Genomic DNA, 22,910 nt, shown 5'->3' on the forward strand with positions numbered 1-22,910 from the left:
AACTGCTAACCTCCCCTGCGAGGCGAGTACGCGGCATCTCTTCCGGAAAGGCGGCCTCCACCAACGTGTCCGGTAGCTTCGATTTCGTGCTGGGCAGCGTCGAGGCGAGTGTCATCGGTCAGGCTCTCGGCGTGGATGTGCGGCGCTTTCCGCTGCGCTTTCGCAACACGACCACCGACCCCGTACGGCTGGTGAAGTTGACGACGCTCGTCAGCGGCGAGCTCGCGAAACGTCGACTTCTCGTGGGCGGAAAGCTGCATCCCCAGGTGAGCACGGCGTTCGAGCTCTTCTCGAGTCAGCGCGTCGTGGTGTCGATCAGCGGAATCGACGGGCGCGGCTGCGAGATCGCCGTGCTGGCCCTCACCGATGGCGCGCAGGCACTGGGAATCACGCAGCACGGCGGGGTCGACGAGCTGCTGTTCTCGTTGTTCTCCGACGACGACCTGGTCGACATCCTCGCGGGTGTCCTGCCGGTCATGGGACGGGCGCCCGGGCCCGAGGCGACCGTGCGGCAGAGCGCCACCGAGTACCGATCCGCGCTCACGGCCCGCAGGGCCGCCGAGCGCGCGCACGACGAGGAAGAGACGAGCGCGTTCGGCAACATCGAGGTTGTCGGCATGGTGAACCCGCCGCGGAAATCGCGCGGTAGCGGGGAAACCGACCACGAGCGGTTGTCGCGCGTGCTGGCGGGCGAGCGCCTCGGCGGTGGCCAGATCGTCGTCACGGGGCTTGGTGAGCGCTCCACTCCACTGTCCCTGAGTTGGCTCGACACCGGAGAGGGCCGGTATCTGGTCCATACCACCGAGGCCCGGGGCGAGTTCGTCGCGCGCTACGAACCCGCAGACCACGCCGACGTGGCACACGCCATTCGAGAGCTGGTTTCCCAAGCCTATTGACCCGGAGTGAACGATGAGCGAGCAGCAGGCCGGCACCGAGACGGCCGAGGAGACGGTACGGGCGAGCACGCGGATGCTCAGCGGTGCCGAGCTGAAGCAGCTGGTCGACAACGGTGGTTTCAGGGTGGACGAGACCACCGGCGACCGGATGATCAAGGCGCTCGAGGACATGATCGACGCGCTGAACGCACGCTGGGCGACTCTGGAGAAGCTCGGCGCCCACCCTCCGCTGAGCACGACGCCGACGGCCCAGTGGGTCGCCCAGCACACGGTGCGCACGGCGTCCGACGACCGTGGGCTTCTCACCCAGCTCCAGCGGGCGCGCGAGGAACTGCCCCAGTACGTCGAAGCGATCCGCGAGGCCAAGCGCCGTTACGCCGACACCGAATCGAGCACGCGGGGCACGCTCGATCGGTTCACCACGTCCTGACCATCCGATGTCGCCTGAATGAGGTGCGAGCACCGTGTCCACTCCCGCCGAGCTGACCCGCGCCGTATCGGATCCGACCAGTGAACGGTACGACCCGGAGAGCCCGCACTACGACGTGACCGTCGACCCGTCGTCGCCGTTCTACGTCGGGCCGATCGAGGACCACGCCCGATCCGGCGACGACATCCGGGCAGAGGTCACGGCGCATGTGCAAGAGGCACTGGGTGTCTCGGAACTGACCGAGAAACAACGTGACGCCATCATCCAGACCCTGTACACCGCCAACATCTGGCGGGAGGAGTCCGGATTGGACCAGGGCCTCGAGTTGCGGCAGCCGGGCGCGGCGCCCAGGACGGTCTGGCACAACGCGTCGCACGAGCAGATGATCGACACGCTCACCAGCAACGCCGACTCGGCCGCCGTCGCGGAGACCTCCGAGGAATGGATCCGGCTGGGCAACGAGCTCACGCTGCATCAGCGCGCGATCGCCGACGCGATCGACGACAGCATGGGCGACTGGCAGGGCGAGGGAGGCGACGCGGCGCGCCGGCATCTCGCCGAGGTCGCCAAGTGGCTGGGGACGACCGCGCAGGGTGCCGTGCTGACCGGTCGGCAGCAGCAGATCCACTCGCAGACGCTCAACGAGACCCAGAAGCAGATGGACGCCAACCCGCCCGTGCACTTCTCGGCGGCGGAGGCCAACGCGTCGCTGCAGCAGATCGCCGATCCCGTCGCGTACGCGGCCACGGCACAGCAGATGATCCGGACGATGCAGGCCCAGCAGGCCGCGCGTGATCAGGCCGCGCGGATCATGACGCAGTTCGACGACACGGTCGGTTCGGCCACCGACCTGCCGCTGTTCTCGCCGCCGCCCAAGCTCGCGGACGTCCAGCCGCAGGGCCTGCGGCGGGTGACGCCTGCCGGGGGTGGTGCGGGTGCCGCCGGCGCGGGTATGCCGGACCCGGCCGTGACGATGGGCGGCGACGGTGCTGCGGGCGGAGGTGCGGCCGGTCTCGGCGGCGTGCCGGGTGCCGACGGGCCGGGAGCTCTCGGGGCCGGCGGCTTCGGCGGTGGCGGGTCGAATCCGGACCCGGCGTCGCCGGGCACGGAACTCCCGGCCGCCGATGCCGGCCATGGAGCCCCACAGGTCTCGATGCCGGGCCTGCCCGGGCCGGGCGGCCCGGGGCAGGGTGTCCCGTTCAGTGCCCCGACCCCTGGGCCGGGCGGCGACCTGCCGGGCGTTCCGCCGTCGATCCCCGTCCCCGACGTACCCACCCCCGGCCACGGCCCGAGCGGCTTCACCTCGGACGGGCCGAACGTGTCGCGCGTCCCGATGCCGGACCTCGGCAACCCGCCCGGTGTCGACGACTCCACGACGACCTCGTCGTACACGCCGGCCGATCCCACGCTCCCGGGGACCGGCAAGCTCGGCTGGCCGGGCGGGGTGAACGGCGACAGCATCGCCAACCGGCTCGCCGGTGGCGGTCCCGGTCCCGGTTCCGGTGGTGGCTCTTTCGGCGGGGCGTTGCCGAACACCGCCGGTATGGGCGGTGCCGCGGGCCTCGCGGGTGGCGGTGGCGCGGCAGGCGGCGGCTCCCGCGTCTCCGGTGGGGCGAGCACCGGCGCGGTCAAGGGGCCGCTCGGCGAGGGCCTGCCGATGGGGCCGGGCCCGGGCGTGGCCGGTCCGGGCGGTCGCGGCGGTATGCCGGGCGCGATGGCTCCCGGAATGGTCCCTGCCGCGGGCGCCGGTAAGAAGGGCGAGGACGACACGGAGCACCGCGTCGCCGGGTACCTCTCCGACGACGAGGACATCTTCGCCAGCGAGACCCCGATCGCGCCGCCGGTGATCGGCGACTGGAAGAACAACAAGAACGCGGACTGGAAGTGAGCCGGCGCACCGAACGGTGACGGGCCGCCCGGGCCGAGACCGGACGGCCCTCAGCCCAGGCGCTCGATGATGGTGACGTTCGCCGTTCCGCCGCCTTCGCACATGGTCTGCAGGCCGTACCGGCCGCGCCGTCGTTCCAGTTCGTTCAGCAGGGTCGCGAGCAGTTTCGTGCCCGTGGCACCGATGGGGTGGCCGAGGGCGATGCCGCCGCCGTTGACGTTGACGCGGTCCGGGTCGGCACCGGTCTCGTCGAGCCACGCCAGCACCACGCTCGCGAACGCTTCGTTGACCTCGAACAGGTCGATGTCGTCGATAGCCAGACCGGTTCGGCGCAGCGCGTGTGCCGTCGCGGGGACGGGCCCGGTGAGCATCCACACCGGGTCGGCCGCGCGCACCGACAGGTGGTGGATGCGGGCTCGCGGCGTGAGCCCGTGCTCGCGCACGAACGACTCCGACGCGACGAGCGCGGCGCTCGCGCCGTCGGAGATCTGACTCGCCACCGCCGCGGTCAGCCGCGACCCGTCGCTCAACGGCGGGAGTGCCGCCATCTTCTCCGGTGTCGTGTCCGGCCTGGGCCCCTCGTCGCGCGTCATGCCGTCGACCGGCACGATCTCCCGCGTGAACCGTCCCTCGTCGATCGCCGCGAGCGCGCGCCGGTGGCTGCGGTAGGCGAACTCCTCCATCTGTTCCCGGGAGATGTCCCAGTGCTCGGCGATCATGTCGGCACTGCGGAATTGGGAGATCTCCGCGCTGCCGTAGCGCCCCTGCCAGCCCTTCGAGCCGGAGAACGGGTCGTCGATCCCGAACGCGCGGCCGGCGAGCATGGCGGCGCTGATCGGGATCTGGCTCATGTTCTGCACACCGCCTGCCACCACGGCGTCCATCGTGCCGGACAGCACGGCCTGTGCGGCGAAGTGCACGGCCTGCTGACTCGACCCGCACTGCCGGTCGACCGTCACGCCCGGGACGTGGTCCGGCAGATCGGCCGCGAGCCACGCCGTCCGGGCGATGTTGCCCGCCTGCGCGCCGAGCGTGTCCGTGCACCCCAGGATCACGTCGTCCACAGTGGAGGGGTCGATGCCCGTGCGGTCGATGATCGCGCCGATGACGTGGGCGGCGAGATCGGCGGGGTGCACCGCGGACAGTCCGCCGCCACGTTTGCCTACCGGCGTGCGGGCGGCGTCGACGAGGTAGGCCTCGGCCACGGGATCTCCTAGGGGTGCTGGCTTGAGACGGACACGGTTTCGCCGGTGAGGTAGGTGGCGTAGTCGCTGGCGAGGAAGACCATGACGTTGGCGACCTCCCATGGCTCGGCTGCGCGGCCGAACGCCTCCCTACGGGCGAGCTCGTCGAGCAGCTCCTCACTCGTCACCTTCGCCAGGAACGGGTGCGCCGCCAGACTCGGTGCCACGGCGTTGACGCGCACGCCGTGCGCTGCTGCGTCGATGGCCGAACAGCGGGTGAGGGCCATGACACCCGCCTTGGCGGCCGCGTAGTGTGCCTGGCCCGCCTGGGCCCGCCAGCCGATCACCGAGGCGTTGTTGACGATCACGCCACCGCCGCCCTGCGCGACGAACCGGCGCAGCGCCGCCCGGGTGCAGCGGAACGTGCCGTTCAACGTGATGTCGATGACGCGCGACCACTCCTCGTCGGTCATGTCCAGAATGGACTTCGTGCCGCCGAGTCCGGCGTTGTTCACGAGGACGTCGATGTGTCCGAAATGGTCGGCGGCGCCGTCGACGAGTGCCTGTACCTGACTCTCGTCGGTGACGTCGCACGGGATGGCGTGCACCTTGCCGAGCTCGGCGAGTTCGGCCGCTTTCGCCGCCAGCCGTCGTTCGTGCCGGTCGCTGATCACGACGCTCGCGCCTTCCTCGAGGCAGCGCTTCGCCACGGCGGAGCCGATGCCCGTTCCGGCGGCGGCGGTGACGACGACGATTTTGCCGCTCAGCAGATCGTGTGCGGGTGGGTAGTCCGGGACGGCGGCCGCACCTGGCGGGGTGTGCACACGCTCCGTACCGGGGTTCATCGTCGCTCCTCTTTCGGCAGGCCGAGCACCCGCTCGGCGATGATGGTGCGCTGGATCTCGTCGGAGCCGCCGTAGATGGTGTCGGCGCGGCTGAACAGGAACAGGCGCTGCCACTCGTCGAGGTCGCCGCCGGTGACGATCGACCGCGCGCCGCGCGCCCGCATCGCCAGCTCGCCGAGGCCGCGATGCCAGCCGGCCCACAGCAGCTTGCCCACGGCGACCTCCGGGCCCGGCTCCTTGCCGAGCGTGCGCAGCGCGTGGGCCCGCAGGACGCGCAGGCCGATCCAGGCGCGCGTCAGCTCGGCGCGCAGCACCGGGTCGTCGAGCGTGCCGGCCGCCCTGGCCTGCTCGACGATGCCCTCGAGCTCCCGACGGAACCCGATCTGCTGGCCCAACGTGGAGACGCCACGCTCGAAACCGAGCGTGCCCATCGCGACCCGCCAGCCGTCGCCGGGCTCGCCGACCACCAGATCGGCGGCGGTGCGCGCGTCGTCGAAGAACACCTCGTTGAACTCCGATGTCCCGGTGAGCTGGCGGATCGGCCGCACGGTGACGCCCGGCTGCTTCAGCGGGACGAGCAGGTACGACAGGCCGTGGTGGCGTTGCGAGCCGGGTTCGGTGCGGGCGAGGACGAAGCACCAGTCGGCGACGTGCGCCAGCGACGTCCAGATCTTCTGCCCGTTGACGACCCACTCGTCGCCGTCGAGTCGGGCGGAGGTGGACACGGCGGCGAGGTCGGAGCCGGCGCCGGGTTCGGAGTAGCCCTGGCACCACAGTTCGTCGGCGGCGACGATCCTCGGCAGGAAACGCCGTTGCTGGGCCGGGGTGCCGAACGCGATGAGGGTCGGGCCGAGCAGTTGCTCGCCGAGGTGGCTCACACGCGCGGGTGCGCCGGAGGCGGCGTACTCCTCGTGGAAGATCACCTGTTCGGCGAGACTGAGCCCCCGGCCCCCGAACTCGCGCGGCCAGCCGACGCAGGTCCATCCCGCGGCCGCCAGGTGGCGCTCCCAGGCGAGCCGCAACTCGAACGCCTCGTGTTCCCGGCCGGGGCCCCCGAGTCCTCGCAGCCGCGCGAACTCGCCGGTGAGGTTGTCGGCCAGCCAGCCGGCCACCTCGCGCCGGAATCGTTCGTGGTCTTCCACCCACACCTCCTGCTACCGTGCGCTAGCATAATGAGAACACGTTCTAGATTTCGCGTCCAGCGAGGGAGCGAGATGGCCGAGGTGTGGGTTCCGCCGTCGATTCCGGCCGCTGTCAGGGTTGCCGCCGAACGGTTCGGGACATGCGAGGCCGTCGTGGACGGTCCCGTGCGGCTGAGTTACCGCGATCTACTGGAACACGTTCGCATCATGGCGAGAGTCTTCGTCGCGCGCGGTGTCCGGCCCGGCGATCGGGTGGCCGTCAATGCGCCGAACACACACCACTGGGTGGTCGCCGCACTCGGCGCCCACTACGCGGGCGCGACACTCGTGCCCGTCAACACCCGGTTCACCGGAACCGAGACGGTGGACCTGCTTCGCCGCAGCCGCGCCCGGGCGCTCGTCGTGGCCGGCGACTTCCTCGGTGCCGACCGGCTCGCCGCCATCCGCGACGCCGCGGGCGAGGCCGGGCTCCCGGAGCTGGGCACGATCATCCGGGTGCCGCTGCCCGGGCCGCTCGCCCCGGAGCCCGGCGTGCTCGACTGGGGCGACCTCGCCGCCGTCGCCGAGGACACACCGCTCGCGGAGGCCGAGGCGAGGGCCGACGCCGTCGGCGGCGACGACATCAGTGACATCCTGTTCACCTCGGGCACCACGGGCCGGAGCAAGGGCGTGCTCTCGGCGCACCGGCAGGCGCTCGGCGTCGCCGCGGCCTGGGCGGAACGCGGTGAGGTGACCGCCGGCGACCGTTACCTCGTCGTCAACCCGTTCTTCCACAGCTTCGGCTACAAGGCAGGCATCCTCGTGTGCCTGCTCACCGGAGCGACGATGCTGCCGCAGGCCGTCTTCGACGCCGGGGACACGCTGGATCTCATCGAGCGGGAACGCGTATCGGTGCTGCCCGCCGCGCCGACGGTCTTCCAGACCCTGCTGCACCACCCCGGCCGCCAGGGGCGCGACCTCTCGTCGCTGCGGCTCGCGGTCACCGGCGCCGCCACGGTGCCGGTGACGCTGGTGGAGCGGATGAGCACCGACCTCGGCTTCCGCACCGTGCTCACCGCGTACGGGCTCACCGAGGCCGTGGTCGCCACGATGTGCAGGCCCGGCGACGACCTGCGAACCATCGCACACAGCAGTGGCCGGTCCGCCGCGGGTTTCGAGGTGCGGATCGGTGACCGCGGCGAGGTGCTCCTGCGCGGGCCGAACGTGATGCTCGGCTACCTCGACGATCCGGAGGCCACCGCCAAGGCCGTCGACGCCGGCGGCTGGCTGCACACCGGCGACGTCGGCACGCTCGACCCCGACGGCAACCTCACCATCACCGACCGGCTCAAGGACATGTACATCTGCGGCGGGTTCAACGTCTACCCCGCAGAGATCGAGCAGGCGCTGGCGCGGCTGCCCGGGGTTCGCGACGTGGCCGTCGTCGGGGTGCCGGACGAGCGACTCGGGGAGGTCGGCAAGGCCTTCGTGGTGTCCGATGGGGATCTGACCGAGGACGCCGTGCTCGCGTTCTGCGCCGAACGGCTCGCGAACTACAAACGGCCCCGGTCGGTGGAATTCGTGCCGGAACTCCCGCGCAACGCCTCGGGGAAGGTCCTCAAACGCCTGCTGGGCAAGGAAAGCGAGGAGAGCACGGTATGACCGACGAGGTGGTGCGCTACGAACGCCGGGGCGCCGTCGCCATCGTGACCATGAACCGTCCGGAGTACCGCAACGCGCAGAACTCCGCGATGACCTACGCGCTCGACGACGCGTTCACCCGCGCCGTGGACGACCCGGAGATCTCCGTCATCGTGCTCGCGGGGGAGGGCAAGCACTTCTCCGCCGGGCACGACATCGGCTCGCCCGGCCGGGACGCCGACGTGTCGTTCGACCGCCGGGCGGTGGTGTGGTGGGACCACACCGGCCGGGAGGGCGGCGACCGGCGGTTCGCGCGCGAGTCCGAGGTGTACCTCGGCATGTGCAGGCGGTGGCGCGAGATTCCCAAGCCGATGATCGCCTCCGTGCAGGGCGCGTGCATCGCGGGCGGGCTGATGCTGGCGTGGGTGTGCGACCTGATCGTCGCGGCCGACGACGCCTTCTTCGCCGATCCCGTGGTGCGCATGGGAATTCCCGGTGTGGAGTACTTCGCGCACCCGTGGGTGCTCGGCCCGAGGGCCGCGAAGGAAGTGCTGTTCACGGGCGGGCGATTCGACGCCCACCGCGCCCGGGAATGGGGCATGGTGAGCCACGTGGTCCCCCGGGACGAGCTGGAGAAGCACACGCTCGAGCTGGCCGGGACGATCGCCGAGATGCCGCCGTTCGGCCTGGCACTGGCCAAGAAAGCCGTCAACCAAGCCGAGGATCTCATGGGCATGCGGTCCGGAATGGACTCCGTGTTCGGCCTGCACCACTTCGCCCACGCCCACAACGCCGAAACGTCCGCCGATTCGCTGGGCGGGCAGACCGCGGCCTCGATGCGTCACGCGAACGGGGCACGCTAGTGGACCTGGAGATCGACGCCGAGTCCGCGGCGTTCCGCGACGAGGTGCGGGCGTGGCTCGCGGCCAACGTGCCACGCCCCGCGCTACCGTCGATGGACACCGCGGAGGGATTCGACGCCCACCGCGAATGGGAAGCCACGCTCGCCGACGCGCGGTTGTCGGTGGTCACCTGGCCGCGTGAGTACACCGGCCGGGACGCCTCCCTGGTGCAGTGGCTGCTGTTCGAGGAGGAGTACTACGCCGCCGGCGCGCCGGGGAGGGTCGGCCAGAACGGCATTTTCATGCTCGCGCCCACCCTCTTCGCGCACGGCACGCGGGAACAGCGCGACCGCATCCTGCCCGCCATGGCACGCGGTGAGCAGGTGTGGGCGCAGGCGTGGTCGGAGCCGGAGGCAGGCAGCGACATCGCGGCCCTGCGCAGCCGTGCGGTGCGCACCGACGGCGGCTGGCTGCTGTCCGGGCAGAAGACGTGGAGCTCGCGGGCCGCGTTCGCCGACAAGGCGTTCGGGCTGTTCCGCAGCGACCCGGACCCCGGCAGGCACGGTGCTGGTGCCTCGAGTGCCGGCGGGCACGGTGCTGGTGCCTCCGGTGCCGGCAGGCACGGTGGCCTGACGTACCTGATGTTCGACCTGCGCGCCGACGGCGTGACCGTCCGGCCCATCCCGCAACTCGACGGGGAGCCGGGCTTCGCCGAGATCTTCCTCGACGAGGTGTTCGTGCCCGACGCCGACGTGATCGGCGAGCCCGGTGACGGCTGGCGGGTCGCGATGACCACGGCGAACAACGAGCGCGGGCTCTCGCTGCGCAGCCCCGGCCGGTTCCTCGCCGCGGCCGATCGCCTGGTGCGGCTGTGGCGGGAGCGGGGAGCGTCCGCGGCGACGGCGGAGCGGGTGGCGGACGCCTGGCTCGGGGCACGCGCCTACCAGCTCTACACCTACGGCACCGTCACCCGGCTGGCCGAGGGCGGCGACCTCGGACCCGAGTCCAGCGTCAACAAGCTGTTCTGGTCCGCGCTGGACGTCGAGCTGCACGAGACCGCGCTCGACCTGCTCGGCCCGGACGGCGAGCTCGCCGGTCCCTGGGGCGACGGCTACCTGTTCTCGCTCGCGGGGCCGATCTACGGCGGCACCGACCAGATCCAGCGCAACATCGTCGCCGAGCGGCTGCTCGGTCTGCCGAGGGAGCCGCGATGAGGTTCGCGCTCTCACCGGAGCAGCGCCAGTTCTCGGCGAGCCTGCACGATCTGCTCGCGGGCGCCGACACCCGCGCCGCCGCGCGGGCGTGGGCACAGGGCAGGCACGAGCCGGGCCTGAAGCTGTGGCGGGACCTGCACGACCTCGGGATCGGTGCGTTGCTGGTCCCGGAGGAGCACGGCGGCGTCGGCGCCGAGGCCGCCGACGCCGTGGTGGCGTTCGAGGCGCTCGGCTACCACGCCGTGCCGGGCCCGCTCGTGGAGAGCGTCGCCGTCGCGCCGGCCCTGCCCGTGGGGGACCGGCTGCCCGCACTCGCGGCAGGGGAGCTGATCGTGACCGTCGCCTTGCCGCCCGAGGTGCCGCGCGCGCTGGACGCCGACGTCGCCGGCCTCGTGCTTCGGGTGCGGGACGGTCTGGTGGAGCGGGTCGAACCCGGCGAGCCCACCCGGTCCCTCGACCCCGCGCGCAGACTGTTCACAGTGGACGGTCCGGGTGAGACGCTCGGGGAGTGCGGCGCCGGGCCGTTCGAGACCGGCGTGCTCGCGGTGTCCGCCCAGCTGCTCGGCGCAGGCCGGCGGCTGCTGGAACTGGCGACCGAGTACGCGAAGCACCGGCACCAGTACGGCAGGCCGATCGGCTCGTACCAGGCCGTGAAGCACCTGCTCGCCGACGTCGCCACCCAGTTGGAGCTCGCCCGCCCGCTCGTGTACGGCGCCGCGGTCGCCGTCCAGGAGCGCACGGACGTCATCCGGGACACCTCGGCCGCCAAGGTCGCCGCGGGCCGGGCCGCCCATCTCGCCGCCCGCACGGCACTGCAGGTCCACGGTGCCGTCGGCTACACCGCCGAGCACGACCTCGGGCTGTGGCTGATGAAGGTGCGGGCACTCGTCGCGGCGTGGGGCGGCGCCGCCTTCCACCGGGCACGCGTGCTCGCCGCACTGGGAGGGATCTGACATGTCCGACCCACTGAGCACGGACGAGGCGAAGGCACTCCGCGACGCGGTGCGCGGGCTGCTCGTCAAGCGTTCCGACGTCCGCGCAGCCGTCGAGACGCCGCTCGGATACGACGACAAACTGTGGTCGGTGCTGTGCGAGCAGATCGGCGTCGCGGCACTGGCGATCCCCCAGGAGTACGGGGGAGCCGGGGCGAGCCTGGCCGAGGTGTGCGTCGTGCAGCACGAACTCGGTCGCACCCTGACGCCGAGCCCCATGCTCGGTTCCCCCGTGCTCGCCGCGCTGGCCGTGCTCGCCACCGGCCGGCCCGAGGTGTGCGAGCGGCTGCTGCCCGGCATCGCCGACGGCAGCCGGGTCGCTGCGGTGGCGTGGAGCGGCGCCGATGGCGACTGGGCCGTCGGAACGCCCGCGCTGACGGTGCACGGCGGCAGGCTGAGCGGTAGCGCGCACTACGTGCTGGACGGCGCCGTCGCCGACGTGCTGCTGGCCGTGGCTCGCGACGACGACGGCCCCGGGTTGTACGAGGTGGACCTCGAGGATGCCGGGCTGCGGCGCCGCGACGCCGGGGCGCTCGACCCCACCCGCGGGCTCGCCAGCGTGGAGGCGGCCGACGTGCCCGCCCGCAGGCTCGACACCGGTGGCTACGCGCCCGCCCTGGCCACCGTGCGCGACCGGGTGCTCGTGGCGCTCGCGGCGGAGCAGGTCGGAGCCGCCGAGCGCGCGCTCGAACTGACCGTCGGCTACAGCACGCAGCGCCGACAGTTCGGCAGGCCGATCGGCAGCTTCCAGGCACTCAAGCACCGGATGGCCGACGCGTTCGTCCGGCTGGAGGCGGCCCGCTCCGCATGTCATGCGGCGGTGCTGTCGGCGCGGGACGGCACCCCCGAGGCCGCTGCCGACGCGGCCGTCGCCAAGGTGGTGTGCTCGGAGGCGCTGCAGCACGTGGCGGCCGAGATGATCCAGCTCCACGGCGGCATCGCCATCACCTGGGAGCACGACGCGCACCTCTACTTCAAACGAGCCCACGGCAGCGCCGAGTTGTTCGGCACGCCGCAGCGCTACGTCGACGCGCTCGCGGGTGCCGCCCGCATCGGATGAGCCGGTTCAGCGCGCGTTGAACGTGTCCGGGTCGGGACCGGTCCGCTCGCCCCGGTCGAGGTCGGCCAGCTGAGCGAGGTCGGCGTCGTCGAGGGCGAAGTCGAACAGCGCGAGGTTCTCCCGCATCCGCGACGGCGTCACCGACTTCGGGATCACGACGTTGCCGAGCTGAAGATGCCAGCGCAGCACCACCTGAGCGGCCGTGCGGCCGTGCTTCTCGGCCAGTGCCGTGACGGCCGGGTCGGTGAGCAGGGCACCACCCTTCGCGATCGGGCTCCACGCCTCCGTCACGATGCCGTGCTGGGCGTCGTAGTCCCGGACCTCGCGCTGCTGCAGATACGGATGGAGCTCGACCTGGTTCACGGCGGGCTGCACCTCGGCGGACTGCGCGAGCCGCTCGAGGTGGTGCGGCTGGAAGTTGGAGACACCGATGGCCTTCGCGCGGCCCTCGGCATGCAGGCGCTCCAGGGCCCGCCACGTCTCGGCGTAGAGGTCGAGCTCGGGCACCGGCCAGTGGATCAGGTACAGGTCGACGTAGTCGGTGCGGAGCTCGGCCAGGCTCGCGTCGAACGCGCGCAGCGCGGCGTCGTAGCCGTGGTCGCTGTTCCACAGCTTCGTGGTGAGGAACAGCTCCTGCCTCGGGATGCCGGAGTCCGCGATCGCCTTGGCGACGCCGGCCTCGTTGCGGTACGCGGCCGCGGTGTCGATGCTGCGATACCCGGCGTCGAGCGCGGCGGATACGGCCTGCGCCGTCTCGGGCGGTGGCACCTGGAACACGCCGAAGCCCACCTGGGGCATGGCGACGCCGCCGGGAAGCGTGACGGTCGGGATGTCGATGTCGGTCATGCAAATGCTCCTCCGGCTCCGAGTGTGCCCGAGGACGCGCCGCCGGGCACGTCCGCCTCCGCCGGTGTGGACGCCGCACCGATGGGAAACCCCATGGGCATGACCGAGCGCACGTCCACGGCGGGCCGGTACGGCCAGCACGCGGGCAGGCCGGACGAGATCCCGCCCCGCGGCTGGTGGCAGGTGCTGCGCCGCGGCATGAAAGCCGGCAAGACGGACAACATCTCCATCCTCGCGGCCGGGGTGGCGTTCTTCGGGTTCCTGGCCCTGTTCCCGGCCCTGATCGCGGCACTGATGCTCTATGGGCTTGTCGCCGACCCGCAGCGCATCGCCGAACAGACCCGCGAGCTGACGTCGGCCCTGCCGGGATCGGCCGGGCAGCTGGTGGGCGAGCAGGTCACAGCGGCGACCAGCGCGGGCGGCGGCGCGCTGTCCATCGGGCTGGTGGTCGCGCTGCTCGCCGCGCTGTGGAGTACCTCGAGCGGCGTGAGCAACCTGATGTCGGCCATCAACGTGGCCTACGACGAGGAGGAGACCCGCGGCTTCGCGAAGCTGCGTGGCACAGCGCTCCTGCTCACCCTCGCCATGATCGTGTTCGCGCTGCTGACACTGACGCTCGTGGCCGTCGTGCCCGGGGTGTTCAGCGCACTGGACCTGGGGACCGTCGGCCGCATCGTCGGCGAGGTCGTCCGCTGGGTGCTGCTGATCGTGGTGTTCACCGCGGCGCTGGCGGTGCTGTACCGCGTCGGGCCGGACCGGGCGGCCGCACGCTGGAGCTGGGTGAGCCCCGGGGCCGGCATCGTCACCGTGCTCTGGATCATCGCCAGTGCCGCGTTCAGCCTCTACGTCACGTTCTTCGGCAACTACAACAAGACCTACGGCGCCCTGGCCGGTGTGGTGATCCTCATGCTGTGGCTCTACCTCACCAGCTATCTGGTGCTGCTCGGCGCCGAGATCAACGCCGAGTCGGAGCGGCAGACCTCGCGGGACACCACGACGGGTACACCGGTGCCCGAGGGTCGGCGGGAAGCGGTGAGCGCCGACGTCCAGGCGGAGGAGGCGCGAGCGGCACCCGCCGACCGGCGGTGACCCTCAGCCCACCGGCTCGACGCGAACCCCGGGCAGCCGGAGGACCTCCATCACCCGGGCGGGCACGGCACTCTTCGTGCGCACCACCGCGGTGGCGCCCCGGCGTTCGGCGAACCGGGAGAGCAGCAGCAGGCTGCGGTGGTCCATGAAGGTGACGGCCGTGGCGTCGATGGCGAGTTCGCCCGACCGCGGCTGCGGGTCGGCCCGCTCGAGCGCCAGGCTCAGCAGCCGCTGGGCGGCCAGGTCGAGCTCCCCGGACAGCCCGATGGCGGCCTCGTCGGTGGCGAACAGGCGGAACGGTGCGGCGCCGACGTTGGTGATCGGGTGCATGCAGGCCACTTCGGCGACCAGCTCCCGGCCGAGCCGGCGGCGGTTGTAGGCGCACAGCGCGGAGAACGGGCGATGTGCCATGTGCCGGTCGACGAGATGCTCGTAGCGGGCGAGGTGGTCGACGCCGCCGCGGCCTTCGAGCAGCCCGGTCCCGTCGGCGGCGACCCGGAGCCCGCTGAACCCGTCCGCGAGTGCCTCGTCCAGCGCGTCGGCATACGTCCGTACCTGGCTCTCCGGGTCGGGACTGGTGTAGCGGCGGCCCAAGGGTGCGACCTTGGCGGCACCCGAGGTGAGCGCCTCGTCGGCGCCCGCCAGGCCACGCAGGACGCGAAGGAGGTCCCGCTCCGGTGCGTCGGCGATGTACCACACCTGCTGGCCCTGGGCCAGTCCGTCGGCGAGGAAGCGGAGCGCGCGCCGCTCGAACTCGGGCGGCCGGTCGAACGCCCAGCACACGTTGGCATAGGGACCGAGCAGTTCGGTGTTCTCGACCTCTCCGCAGACTCGCACCCGCACATCGTAGGGCTGAATGTGACGAAAACAACACCCATTACGCACAGGTGTGCACAGTCGGGGACCCCCATGGCCGGGACTGCTCGTCGGGCGGTCCGTCGATCCCGCACTACAATGACGCGATTTCCGCAGGCAGACCCCGAGGAGCGCAGTGCCGAACGTTTCTCCCCCGAGGACGCTCACCTGGCAGGGACCACCCACGCGCGGCGAGCCCGCCGCTGTGCTGGCCGCGCTGGAAGCCGGGAGCGGCCGGCGGTACACCCTGTCCACCGGACCGAGGCGGGTGCGGACGGTGACCTATGCCGACACGGTCGACTGGCGGCTCCGGCGCAAGGGCATCGCGCTTGCACACCAGCGCGCGTCCGGCCCGGGCAGCCTCACGGTCAGCCGCGACGGCGACTCGGGAGGAGCGGCGGTCACGGTGCTCACCGAGCTGCCGCAGTGGCCCGCCCGCGTCGAGCAGCTGCCCGACGGCGAGGCCCGCGACGCGGTGGCGGCCGCGATGTGGGTGCGCGCGGTCGCCCCGGTGGTGCGGGCGCGCACGGTGACCCGGGAGGTGGCCGTGCTCGACGAGGACGACAAGACCGTGGTCCGGCTCGAATGGACCGAGGTCACCGGCATGGAGCCGGTGAGAACGGAGCCGTTCACCCGGGTGTCGGTGCTGCCCTTACTCGGCTACGACAAGGACGCCAAGCGCGTCGCCAAGGCGCTGCGGGCCACCGGCGAGTTCGCCGACGCCGATGCCGACCTGTACGGCGTGCTGCTGGCGGCCGCCGGGTTGCCGCCCGAACCGCGTGGTGCCGAGATCGCGCGCGGCATGCCCGCCGACATCGCGGTCGCCACGGCGCTGCGGGCGTTCGCCGACTCGATCACCGCGAACGTCGACGGCGTGCTCGCCGACGTGGACACGGAGTTCCTGCACGAGCTGCGCGTCGCCGTCCGGCGCACGCGCACGCTCCTCAAGCTCGCCGGCGACCTGCTGCCCTCGCCGCTGGCCGGGCGGTACGCGCCGGGATTCAAGTGGCTCGGCGACGTCACCACCCCCACCCGTGACCTCGACGTCTACCTGTTGGAACTCGACGAGCTCGCGGCGAGCCTCGTCGCCGCCGAGCCCGAGCACCTGCATCCGTTCGCCGAGCACCTGCACGCCGAGCGCGAGAAGGCGCGGCGCGCGCTGGCGCGGTCGCTGAAGTCGCAGCGTTTCACCCGGCTGCTCGACGGCTGGCGCGCCGGGCTGACGTCGCTGATCGAGCAGGACCGGTCCGAACCGGACGAGCTGCCCACCGTGGAGGCTCTCGTCGCGCGGCGGCTCACCCGCACGGCGGCGAAGGTGACGCGCAAGGCGGCGGCGATCACACCGGAGTCGCCCGCCGAGGCCGTGCACGACCTGCGCAAGCGGTGCAAGGAGCTGCGGTACCTGCTCGAGTTCGCCAAACCGCTCTGCGCCGAGGCCGAGCACGCCGCGGTGCTGAAGAAGCTCAAGAAGCTGCAAGACATCCTCGGCGACTTCCAGGACGGCGAGGTGCAGAGCCAAGCGCTGCGCGCGTTCGCCGAACGGATGCAGGAGCGCGGCCGGCCACCCGCCGCCACCCTGCTCGCCATGGGTGAGCTCGCCGGCAACTTCGCGGTCAAGCAGGCGCGGGCGCGGCATGAGCTCACCGCCGCGCTGCAGACCTTCCTCGGCCAGGACATGCGGGAGCGGATCGAGGCGCTGCTGCCGTGAAGATCGTCGCGTCGTACAACGTCAAAGGCGGGGTGGGCAAGACGACGGCGGCGGTGAACCTCGCTTACCTCAGTGCCCGGCAGGGCAGCCGCACGCTCCTCTGGGACCTCGACCCGCAGGGCGCGGCCACGTTCCTGTTCCGCATCAAGCCACGGGTGAAGGGCGGCAGCGGCAAGCTCGTCCGCGGCGAACGGCCGATCGACGCGGCACTCAAGGGCACCGACTTCACCGGTCTCGACCTGCTGCCCGCCGACTTCACCTACCGCAACATGGACCTCGACCTCGCGCGGGCGCATCCCAAGGCGAAGAAGGCGGCGCGGGCGCTGTCCCGGCTGCTCGACGACCTCGCGCACGACTACGACGTGGTCTTCCTCGACACGCCGCCGAGCCTCTCGCTGGTCTCGGAGAACGTCCTGCACGCGGCCGACGTCGTGCTCGTGCCGATCATCCCGACCGTGCTGGCCCTGCGCACGTACGACCAGCTGGCCGAATTCGTCGCGGGGTTCGACCGCGATCGCCCGGCGCTGCACGCGTTCTTCTCCATGGCCGACCGGCGTAAGGCGCTGCACCGCGAGATCCTCGCGACGTTGCCGCGGGAGCGCGACGGCATCAGCCCCACCGCGATCCCGGCGCTGTCGGTGATCGAGCAGATGGCCGTGCATCGCGCACCGCTGCCGGTGTACGCGCCACGCAGTCCGGCCACGCGTGCCTACCAGTCACTGTGGACGGAGCTCGTCGGGCTGCTCGGTGTGGAGCAGGCCGGGGCCACGCCGCAGCGGTGAGCCGAGCGAGTCGCCGTTCGGCCGGCACCGTGAGGCCGATCCTCGGCGGGCGTTGGGACGGGACGGCTGGTCCCGATAGGGTGATCTTGGAGCCGATCGTCGAGGAGGTCCCATGTCGCCGAGTGATCCGGAGTTCGTGCCCGAGGGCGTGGATCTGGAGCGGCCCAATCCGGCCCGGATCTACGACTGGTTCCTCGGGGGCACGACGAACTGGGCCATCGACCGGGAGTTCGGTGCGAAGGCCATCGAGACGTTTCCGATGGTGCGCACGATGGCCAAGGTGGGCCGGGAGTTCCTCGGCCGGGGCGTGCACTACCTCGCCCGGCAGGGGATCACCCAGTTCCTCGATCTCGGCTCCGGGGTTCCGACGGTCGGCAACGTCCACGAGATCGCCGACTCGGTGAACCCGGGCAGTCGCTGTGTCTATGTCGACAATGAACCTGTCGCGGTCGCGCATTCGAAGGTGCTGCTGGAGCGGGAGGGCGATCCGGGGCGGCACGCGGTGCTGCACGCCGACCTGCGCGATGTCGACGAGGTGTGGGAGCGCGCGCAGGGCACCGGCGTGCTGGACCCCACGCGCCCGATCGGGCTGATCGTGGTGAACGTGCTGTACTTCTTCGGGCCCGACGACGACCCGCACGGCGTCGTGGCACGCTACCGCGACCGGCTGCCGTCCGGGTCGTACCTGCTGTCGACGCACCTGACCGCCGACGGGGTGCCCGCCGAGGGCGAGGAACAGCGCGAGCAGATCCGCCGGCAGTACGAGCGGTCGAGTTCGGCGTTGTTCATGCGCACGCGCGAGGAATTCGGGCGCTTCTTCGCCGGGTTCGACCTCGTCGACCCGGGTCTGGTGTGGATCCCCGAGTGGAAGCCGGATGAGCTGCCCTCACCGGCGACCGAGGAATTCCGGTCCAACCCGCCGGCCAGCAGCGCGTTCGCGGCACTGGGCCGCAAACCCTGACGCATCGATCCGGGGTGTCGCGCCCGGCAGGCCCGCGCGGCCGGTGGACATCGGCTCGCCGCTCGGCGGGTGCCTCGCCCGATGTTCTGCTCCGACGACGCCGCGGCGGGTCGCTCACCGGCGGTACCCGGCTTAGACTCCGGATTTGCGTGCAGTGTTGCGGCTGGGCGGCCCGCAGACGCCGCCCGGGAGGTGGTGGGCGTGTCCACACCGCGGTCGGTGGGCCCGATCCGGCTGCTCCTGGTCGAGGACCACTCGATGGTGGCCATGGCGCTCGACTCCGCGTTCGCGTCGGTCGAGGACATCGAACTGATCGGGCAGGCGACGTCCATCCGGCAGGCGGTCGACGACGTCGGCACCCACCGCCCTGATGTGGTGCTGCTCGACCGCAGGCTGCCCGACGGTGACGGCATCGCCGCGATCTCCCGGCTCCGGGATCAGGCACCCGGCACGCGCGTGCTCGTCTTCACCGGGGCCGCCGACCGCGACCTCAGCCGCCGGGTCGCCGACGCCGGTGGCGCAGGCGTGCTGCTCAAGGCCGGACTGCTGACCGACCTCCTCGACACGATCCGCCGCGTCGCCGCGGGCCAGACCGTGTTCGACATCGATTCGCCAGGGTAGGCCCCGTTCACCGAGGAGGATGTCGATGGCGCAGCGACCCGTCGATCCGCCCGAGGCCGGTCTCCGTCCGGTACTGGAGGGACTCGTCTCCGTACGCGACGGCGACTTCACCGTGCGGCTGCCCCGCTCCGGCGATCCCCTGCTGGACGAGATCGCAGCCGTGTTCAACGACACCACCGCGCGGCTCGGGCTCGTCGGGTCGGAGGTCACGCGTATCGCCCGCGAGGTGGGCAGCGAGGGCAGGCTCGGCGGCGTGGTGTCCGTGCCGGGGGCCGCCGGGTCGTGGAAGGAGCTCACCGACGCCGTCAACGCGATGGCCATGAGCCTGTCGGCCCAGGCGCGCGACGTCACGGATGTCGCGACCGCGGTCTCCCGCGGCGACCTCTCGCGGCGGATCACCGTCGACGCCCGGGGCGAGCCGCTGGCGTTGAAGAACACCACCAACGACATGGTGGATCGGCTGACGTCGGTCGCCGACGAGGTCATCCGGGTCGCGCGCGAGGTGGGCAGCGAGGGCAGGCTCGGCGGCCAGGCCGACGTCCCCGGCGCTACCGGCATCTGGCAGGAGCTGCTGCGGGCGGTCAACTTCATGGCAGGCAACCTCACCGACCAGGTCCGCGACATCGCGACGGTCGCCACGGCCGTCGCCAAGGGCGACCTCAGCCAGAAGATCACCGTGGACGCCCGCGGGGAGATCCTGGAGCTCAAGTCGACCATCAACACGATGGTGGACACGCTCTCGTCGTTCGCCGACGAGGTCACCCGGGTGGCGCGTGAGGTCGGCACCGACGGCAGGCTCGGTGGGCAGGCGAACGTCAAGGGTGTCGCCGGTACGTGGCGCAGCCTGACGGAGTCGGTGAACGTCATGGCCGACAACCTCACCGACCAGGTGCGTTCCATCGCCCAGGTCGCGACGGCGGTCGCCCGCGGTGACCTCTCGCAGAAGATCACCGTCGAGGCCAAGGGCGAGGTCGCGGCACTCGCGCAGACCATCAACACGATGGTCGACACGCTCTCGGCGTTCGCCGACGAGGTCACGCGCGTGGCCCGCGAGGTGGGGACGGAGGGCAGGCTCGGCGGCCAGGCGCGCGTGAGCAACGTCGCCGGGACGTGGAAAGACCTCACCGACAACGTCAACTCGATGGCGAGCAACCTGACCGGCCAGGTGCGGTCGATCGCCCAGGTGACCACCGCCGTCGCGCGAGGCGACCTGTCGCAGAAGATCGACGTCGAGGCGCGCGGCGAGATCCTCGAGCTCAAGACGACGATCAACACGATGGTCGACACGCTTTCCGCGTTCGCCTCGGAGGTGACACGGGTGGCGCGTGAGGTCGGCAAGGAAGGCAGGCTGGGCGGCCAGGCCGAGGTCGAGGGTGTGTCCGGGACGTGGAAGCGGCTCACCGAGAACGTCAACGAACTCGCGGGCAACCTGACGCGGCAGGTGCGGGCCATCGCTGCGGTGACGAGCGCCGTGGCGACCGGTGACCTCACGCGTTCCATCGCCGTGGAGGCGCGCGGCGAGGTCGCCGAGCTCAAGGACAACATCAACGCGATGGTGCAGTCGCTGCGGGAGACGACCCGGGCGAACGAGGAACACGCCTGGCTCAACACCAGCCTGGCGCACCTGCATGGGGTCCTGCAGGGGCACCGCGACCTGCGCGCGGTCACCGAGGCGATCATGAACGAACTGACCCCGCTGGTCGGCGCGCAGTACGGGACGTTCTACCTGGTCGATTCCACGCAGGAGCCACCGGTGCTGCGGCTCACCGCCTCCTACGGCGGGGCCGCCGACGTGCCGCGCGAGTTCCGGCTGGGGGAGTCGCTGGTCGGGCAGGTCGCGCGCACGCGGACGTCGTTGCGGGTCGACCGGACGCCACCCGGCTACGTCCGCATCTCCTCCAGCCTCGGCTCGGCGCAGCCGGTGAACCTCATCGTGCTGCCCATCACGTTCGAGGACCGCACGCTCGGTGTCATCGAGCTCGCGTCGTTCACCGAGTTCACGCTCGTCCAGCGGGACCTCCTCGATCAGCTGACGGAGGTCATCGGCGTCAACCTCAACACGATCGTCGCCAACGCGCGCACCGACGCGCTGCTCGACGAGTCCCAGCGGCTGGCCGCCGAACTGCGGGCACGGTCGGAGGAACTCCAGGCACAGCAGGTGAAGCTGCGACAGTCCAATGCGGACCTGGAAGAGAAGGCGGCGCTGCTGGCGAGGCAGAACCGGGACATCGAGCTGAAGAACGTCGAGATCGAGCAGGCGCGCCGCGAGATCGAGCAGCGTGCCCAGCAGTTCGCGCTCGCGTCGAAGTACAAGTCCGAGTTCCTCGCCAACATGTCGCACGAACTGCGGACCCCGCTCACGAGCCTGCTCATTCTCGCCGGGGTGCTCGCCCAGAACGCCCAGGGCAACCTGACGCCCAAGCAGGTCGAGTACGCCAAGGTCATCGAGTCGGCGGGAACCGACCTGCTCCAGCTCATCAACGACATCCTCGACCTGTCGAAGGTCGAGGCGGGCAAGATGGACGTGCACCCGGACGAGGTCCCGTTGCCGCAGGTGCTGGAGCACGTCCGCTCGACGTTCAGCCCGCTCACCGCCGAGAAGGGCCTGGAGTTCCACGTCGTCGTGGAGGACGGCGTGCCGGAGCGCCTCCACACCGACGAGCAACGCCTGCGGCAGGTGCTGCGCAACCTGCTGTCCAACGCCGTGAAGTTCACCGAGCGGGGCCGGGTGGAGTTGCGTGTCCGTTCGGTGGACGACGGCGAGCCGTCGGTCGCGTTCGCGGTGAGGGACACCGGGATCGGCATCGCCGAGGAACAGCTGCCGGCGATCTTCGACGCCTTCCAGCAGGCTGACGGCACCACGAGCAGGGGCTACGGGGGCACCGGGCTCGGCCTGTCGATCAGCAGGCAGGTCGCCAACCTGCTGGGCGGTGAGCTGACGGCCGAGAGCGTGCTCGGTGAGGGCAGCACGTTCACGCTGACCGTGCCGGTCGACCCGCGGTTCGAGGCGGGTAGCGAGCCGCGGCGCCGGCTCACCGCGGAGCCGGGTATGCGGATCCTCGTGGTGGATGCCGACGAGGACCGGTTGCTCACCGTGCTCGTGCGCGGGTTCGTCCGCAACCGCGCCGGGCCCGAGGCCGCGACGCGGATCGATTCGGTGCCGACACCGGACGAGGCCATCGACGCACTGACGACGCGGTCGTACCACTGTGCCGTGGTGGACGCGAGCGCAGGCGCTCCCGCGCTGACGTTCCTGCAACGGCTCGCCGAACCGGGGCGGCACCGGGACGTTCCCGTGCTGGTTCACGCCACCCGCAAGCTCAGCTCCGCGCAGTCACGGCTGCTGGACTCGCAGGTGCAGGCGGGCACGGCGGAGTTGTTCCCGTCGCTGGACGACCTGCGCGACCGGCTCGGCGCGATGTTCGTTCCACCCGCCACGGCGGAGGATTCCGGGTCGCCGCGGCAGGAACGACGTCCGGCCCGGGAGTCTGGGTTGGACGGACGCAAGGTACTCATCGTGGACGACGACTCGCGCAACGTCGTGGCACTGACGGAAATGCTTGCCCTGCGCGGCATGCTGGTCAAGCACGCGCAGAACGGGCGCGAGGGCATCGAAATGCTGCGTAGGAACCGGGACACCGACGTCATCCTGATGGACGTGATGATGCCGGAGATGGACGGTTACGCCACCACGGCCGCCATCCGGGCCATGCCAGGGTTCGCGAGCCTGCCCATCATCATGGTCACCGCCAAGGCGATGGCGGGCGACCGGGAGAAGAGCCTGGCCGCGGGCGCCAACGACCACATCACCAAACCCGTGCACACCGACGAGCTGCTGTCCTGCATTGAACGCTGGCTGCCGGAGTGAGCGTCCGCGGTCGTTGGGACCTGGCGCGGTGCTGGCGCGGACACGAACGCGCCCGACGCCCCCGCCG

The 22,910-nt window shown here is 71.5% G+C and carries 19 protein-coding genes; 14 read left to right on the plus strand and 5 right to left on the minus strand.

The features are described from left to right. The first annotated feature begins 65 nt into the window (after window positions 1–65). Genes ACFSZT_RS12555 through ACFSZT_RS12565 form a run of 3 tightly spaced genes read left to right on the plus strand, consistent with a single transcriptional unit; the run spans window position 66 to window position 3,214 of the window. Window positions 66–896, plus strand: coding sequence for an ESX secretion-associated protein EspG (locus ACFSZT_RS12555; RefSeq protein ID WP_377394304.1), 831 nt, complete (start codon window positions 66–68; stop codon window positions 894–896). Between the two features lie 13 nt (window positions 897–909). Continuing rightward, entirely contained in the window at window positions 910–1,326 is a 417-nt protein-coding gene (locus tag ACFSZT_RS12560; RefSeq protein WP_377394302.1) for a hypothetical protein, read from the plus strand. Window positions 1,327–1,360: 34 nt separating this feature from the next. Beyond that, window positions 1,361–3,214, plus strand: a complete 1,854-nt coding sequence (locus tag ACFSZT_RS12565) for a hypothetical protein (RefSeq protein ID WP_377394300.1) — start codon at window positions 1,361–1,363, stop codon at window positions 3,212–3,214. Window positions 3,215–3,264: 50 nt separating this feature from the next. Here the strand turns inward: ACFSZT_RS12565 and ACFSZT_RS12570 are convergent, their stop codons facing one another. Genes ACFSZT_RS12570 through ACFSZT_RS12580 form a run of 3 tightly spaced genes read right to left on the minus strand, consistent with a single transcriptional unit; the run spans window position 3,265 to window position 6,385 of the window. Then, window positions 3,265–4,419 carry an acetyl-CoA C-acetyltransferase gene (locus tag ACFSZT_RS12570; protein ID WP_377394298.1) on the minus strand — a complete coding sequence of 385 codons (1,155 nt, stop codon included), beginning with the start codon at window positions 4,417–4,419 and terminating at the stop codon, window positions 3,265–3,267. Between the two features lie 8 nt (window positions 4,420–4,427). Further along, window positions 4,428–5,243, minus strand: a complete 816-nt coding sequence (locus ACFSZT_RS12575; protein WP_377394296.1) for an SDR family oxidoreductase — start codon at window positions 5,241–5,243, stop codon at window positions 4,428–4,430. Further along, window positions 5,240–6,385, minus strand: a complete 1,146-nt coding sequence (locus ACFSZT_RS12580) for an acyl-CoA dehydrogenase family protein (protein WP_377394294.1) — start codon at window positions 6,383–6,385, stop codon at window positions 5,240–5,242. The genes ACFSZT_RS12575 and ACFSZT_RS12580 overlap by 4 nt, the downstream gene beginning before the upstream one ends. Before the next feature lie 72 nt (window positions 6,386–6,457). Between ACFSZT_RS12580 and ACFSZT_RS12585 the strand changes: the two genes are divergently transcribed. Genes ACFSZT_RS12585 through ACFSZT_RS12605 form a run of 5 tightly spaced genes read left to right on the plus strand, consistent with a single transcriptional unit; the run spans window position 6,458 to window position 12,113 of the window. Next, window positions 6,458–8,026 carry a FadD3 family acyl-CoA ligase gene (locus ACFSZT_RS12585; protein ID WP_377394292.1) on the plus strand — a complete coding sequence of 523 codons (1,569 nt, stop codon included), beginning with the start codon at window positions 6,458–6,460 and terminating at the stop codon, window positions 8,024–8,026. Next, a complete protein-coding gene (locus ACFSZT_RS12590; protein WP_377394290.1) occupies window positions 8,023–8,868 on the plus strand; it encodes an enoyl-CoA hydratase in 846 nt (281 codons plus the stop codon). The genes ACFSZT_RS12585 and ACFSZT_RS12590 overlap by 4 nt, the downstream gene beginning before the upstream one ends. Next, window positions 8,868–10,061, plus strand: a complete 1,194-nt coding sequence (locus tag ACFSZT_RS12595) for an acyl-CoA dehydrogenase family protein (RefSeq protein WP_377394287.1) — start codon at window positions 8,868–8,870, stop codon at window positions 10,059–10,061. Before ACFSZT_RS12590 ends, ACFSZT_RS12595 begins: the two co-directional genes overlap by 1 nt. Next, window positions 10,058–11,014, plus strand: coding sequence for an acyl-CoA dehydrogenase family protein (locus ACFSZT_RS12600; protein WP_377478242.1), 957 nt, complete (start codon window positions 10,058–10,060; stop codon window positions 11,012–11,014). The genes ACFSZT_RS12595 and ACFSZT_RS12600 overlap by 4 nt, the downstream gene beginning before the upstream one ends. Before the next feature lies 1 nt (window position 11,015). After that, entirely contained in the window at window positions 11,016–12,113 is a 1,098-nt protein-coding gene (locus tag ACFSZT_RS12605; protein ID WP_377394283.1) for an acyl-CoA dehydrogenase family protein, read from the plus strand. A 6-nt stretch (window positions 12,114–12,119) separates the two neighbouring features. On the opposite strand, the gene ACFSZT_RS12610 is transcribed toward ACFSZT_RS12605, so the two are convergent. Continuing rightward, complete coding sequence (locus tag ACFSZT_RS12610; protein ID WP_377394282.1) at window positions 12,120–12,959, minus strand: aldo/keto reductase; 840 nt, start codon at window positions 12,957–12,959, stop codon at window positions 12,120–12,122. A gap of 24 nt (window positions 12,960–12,983) precedes the next feature. Here ACFSZT_RS12610 and ACFSZT_RS12615 point away from each other — a divergent pair, with 24 nt between their 5' ends. After that, complete coding sequence (locus ACFSZT_RS12615) at window positions 12,984–14,048, plus strand: YihY/virulence factor BrkB family protein (RefSeq protein WP_377394280.1); 1,065 nt, start codon at window positions 12,984–12,986, stop codon at window positions 14,046–14,048. Between the two features lie 3 nt (window positions 14,049–14,051). On the opposite strand, the gene ACFSZT_RS12620 is transcribed toward ACFSZT_RS12615, so the two are convergent. Next, complete coding sequence (locus ACFSZT_RS12620) at window positions 14,052–14,885, minus strand: MEDS domain-containing protein (protein WP_377394277.1); 834 nt, start codon at window positions 14,883–14,885, stop codon at window positions 14,052–14,054. Between the two features lie 154 nt (window positions 14,886–15,039). On the opposite strand from ACFSZT_RS12620, the gene ACFSZT_RS12625 reads away from it, so the two are divergent. From ACFSZT_RS12625 to ACFSZT_RS12645, 5 genes are all read left to right on the plus strand, one after another. Continuing rightward, window positions 15,040–16,611, plus strand: coding sequence for a CYTH and CHAD domain-containing protein (locus tag ACFSZT_RS12625; RefSeq protein ID WP_377394275.1), 1,572 nt, complete (start codon window positions 15,040–15,042; stop codon window positions 16,609–16,611). Next, window positions 16,608–17,393 (plus strand): ParA family protein, encoded by a 786-nt coding sequence (locus ACFSZT_RS12630; protein WP_377394273.1) that lies wholly within the window; start codon window positions 16,608–16,610, stop codon window positions 17,391–17,393. Before ACFSZT_RS12625 ends, ACFSZT_RS12630 begins: the two co-directional genes overlap by 4 nt. A 112-nt stretch (window positions 17,394–17,505) precedes the next feature. Next, entirely contained in the window at window positions 17,506–18,354 is an 849-nt protein-coding gene (locus tag ACFSZT_RS12635) for an SAM-dependent methyltransferase (RefSeq protein WP_377394271.1), read from the plus strand. Between the two features lie 201 nt (window positions 18,355–18,555). Then, entirely contained in the window at window positions 18,556–18,975 is a 420-nt protein-coding gene (locus tag ACFSZT_RS12640; RefSeq protein WP_377394269.1) for a response regulator, read from the plus strand. A gap of 25 nt (window positions 18,976–19,000) precedes the next feature. Next, complete coding sequence (locus ACFSZT_RS12645; RefSeq protein WP_377394267.1) at window positions 19,001–22,843, plus strand: HAMP domain-containing protein; 3,843 nt, start codon at window positions 19,001–19,003, stop codon at window positions 22,841–22,843. Window positions 22,844–22,910 lie beyond the last annotated feature (67 nt).

The sequence above is a fragment of the Prauserella oleivorans genome (assembly GCF_042685745.1).
GTDB lineage: Bacteria > Actinomycetota > Actinomycetes > Mycobacteriales > Pseudonocardiaceae > Prauserella_A > Prauserella_A oleivorans.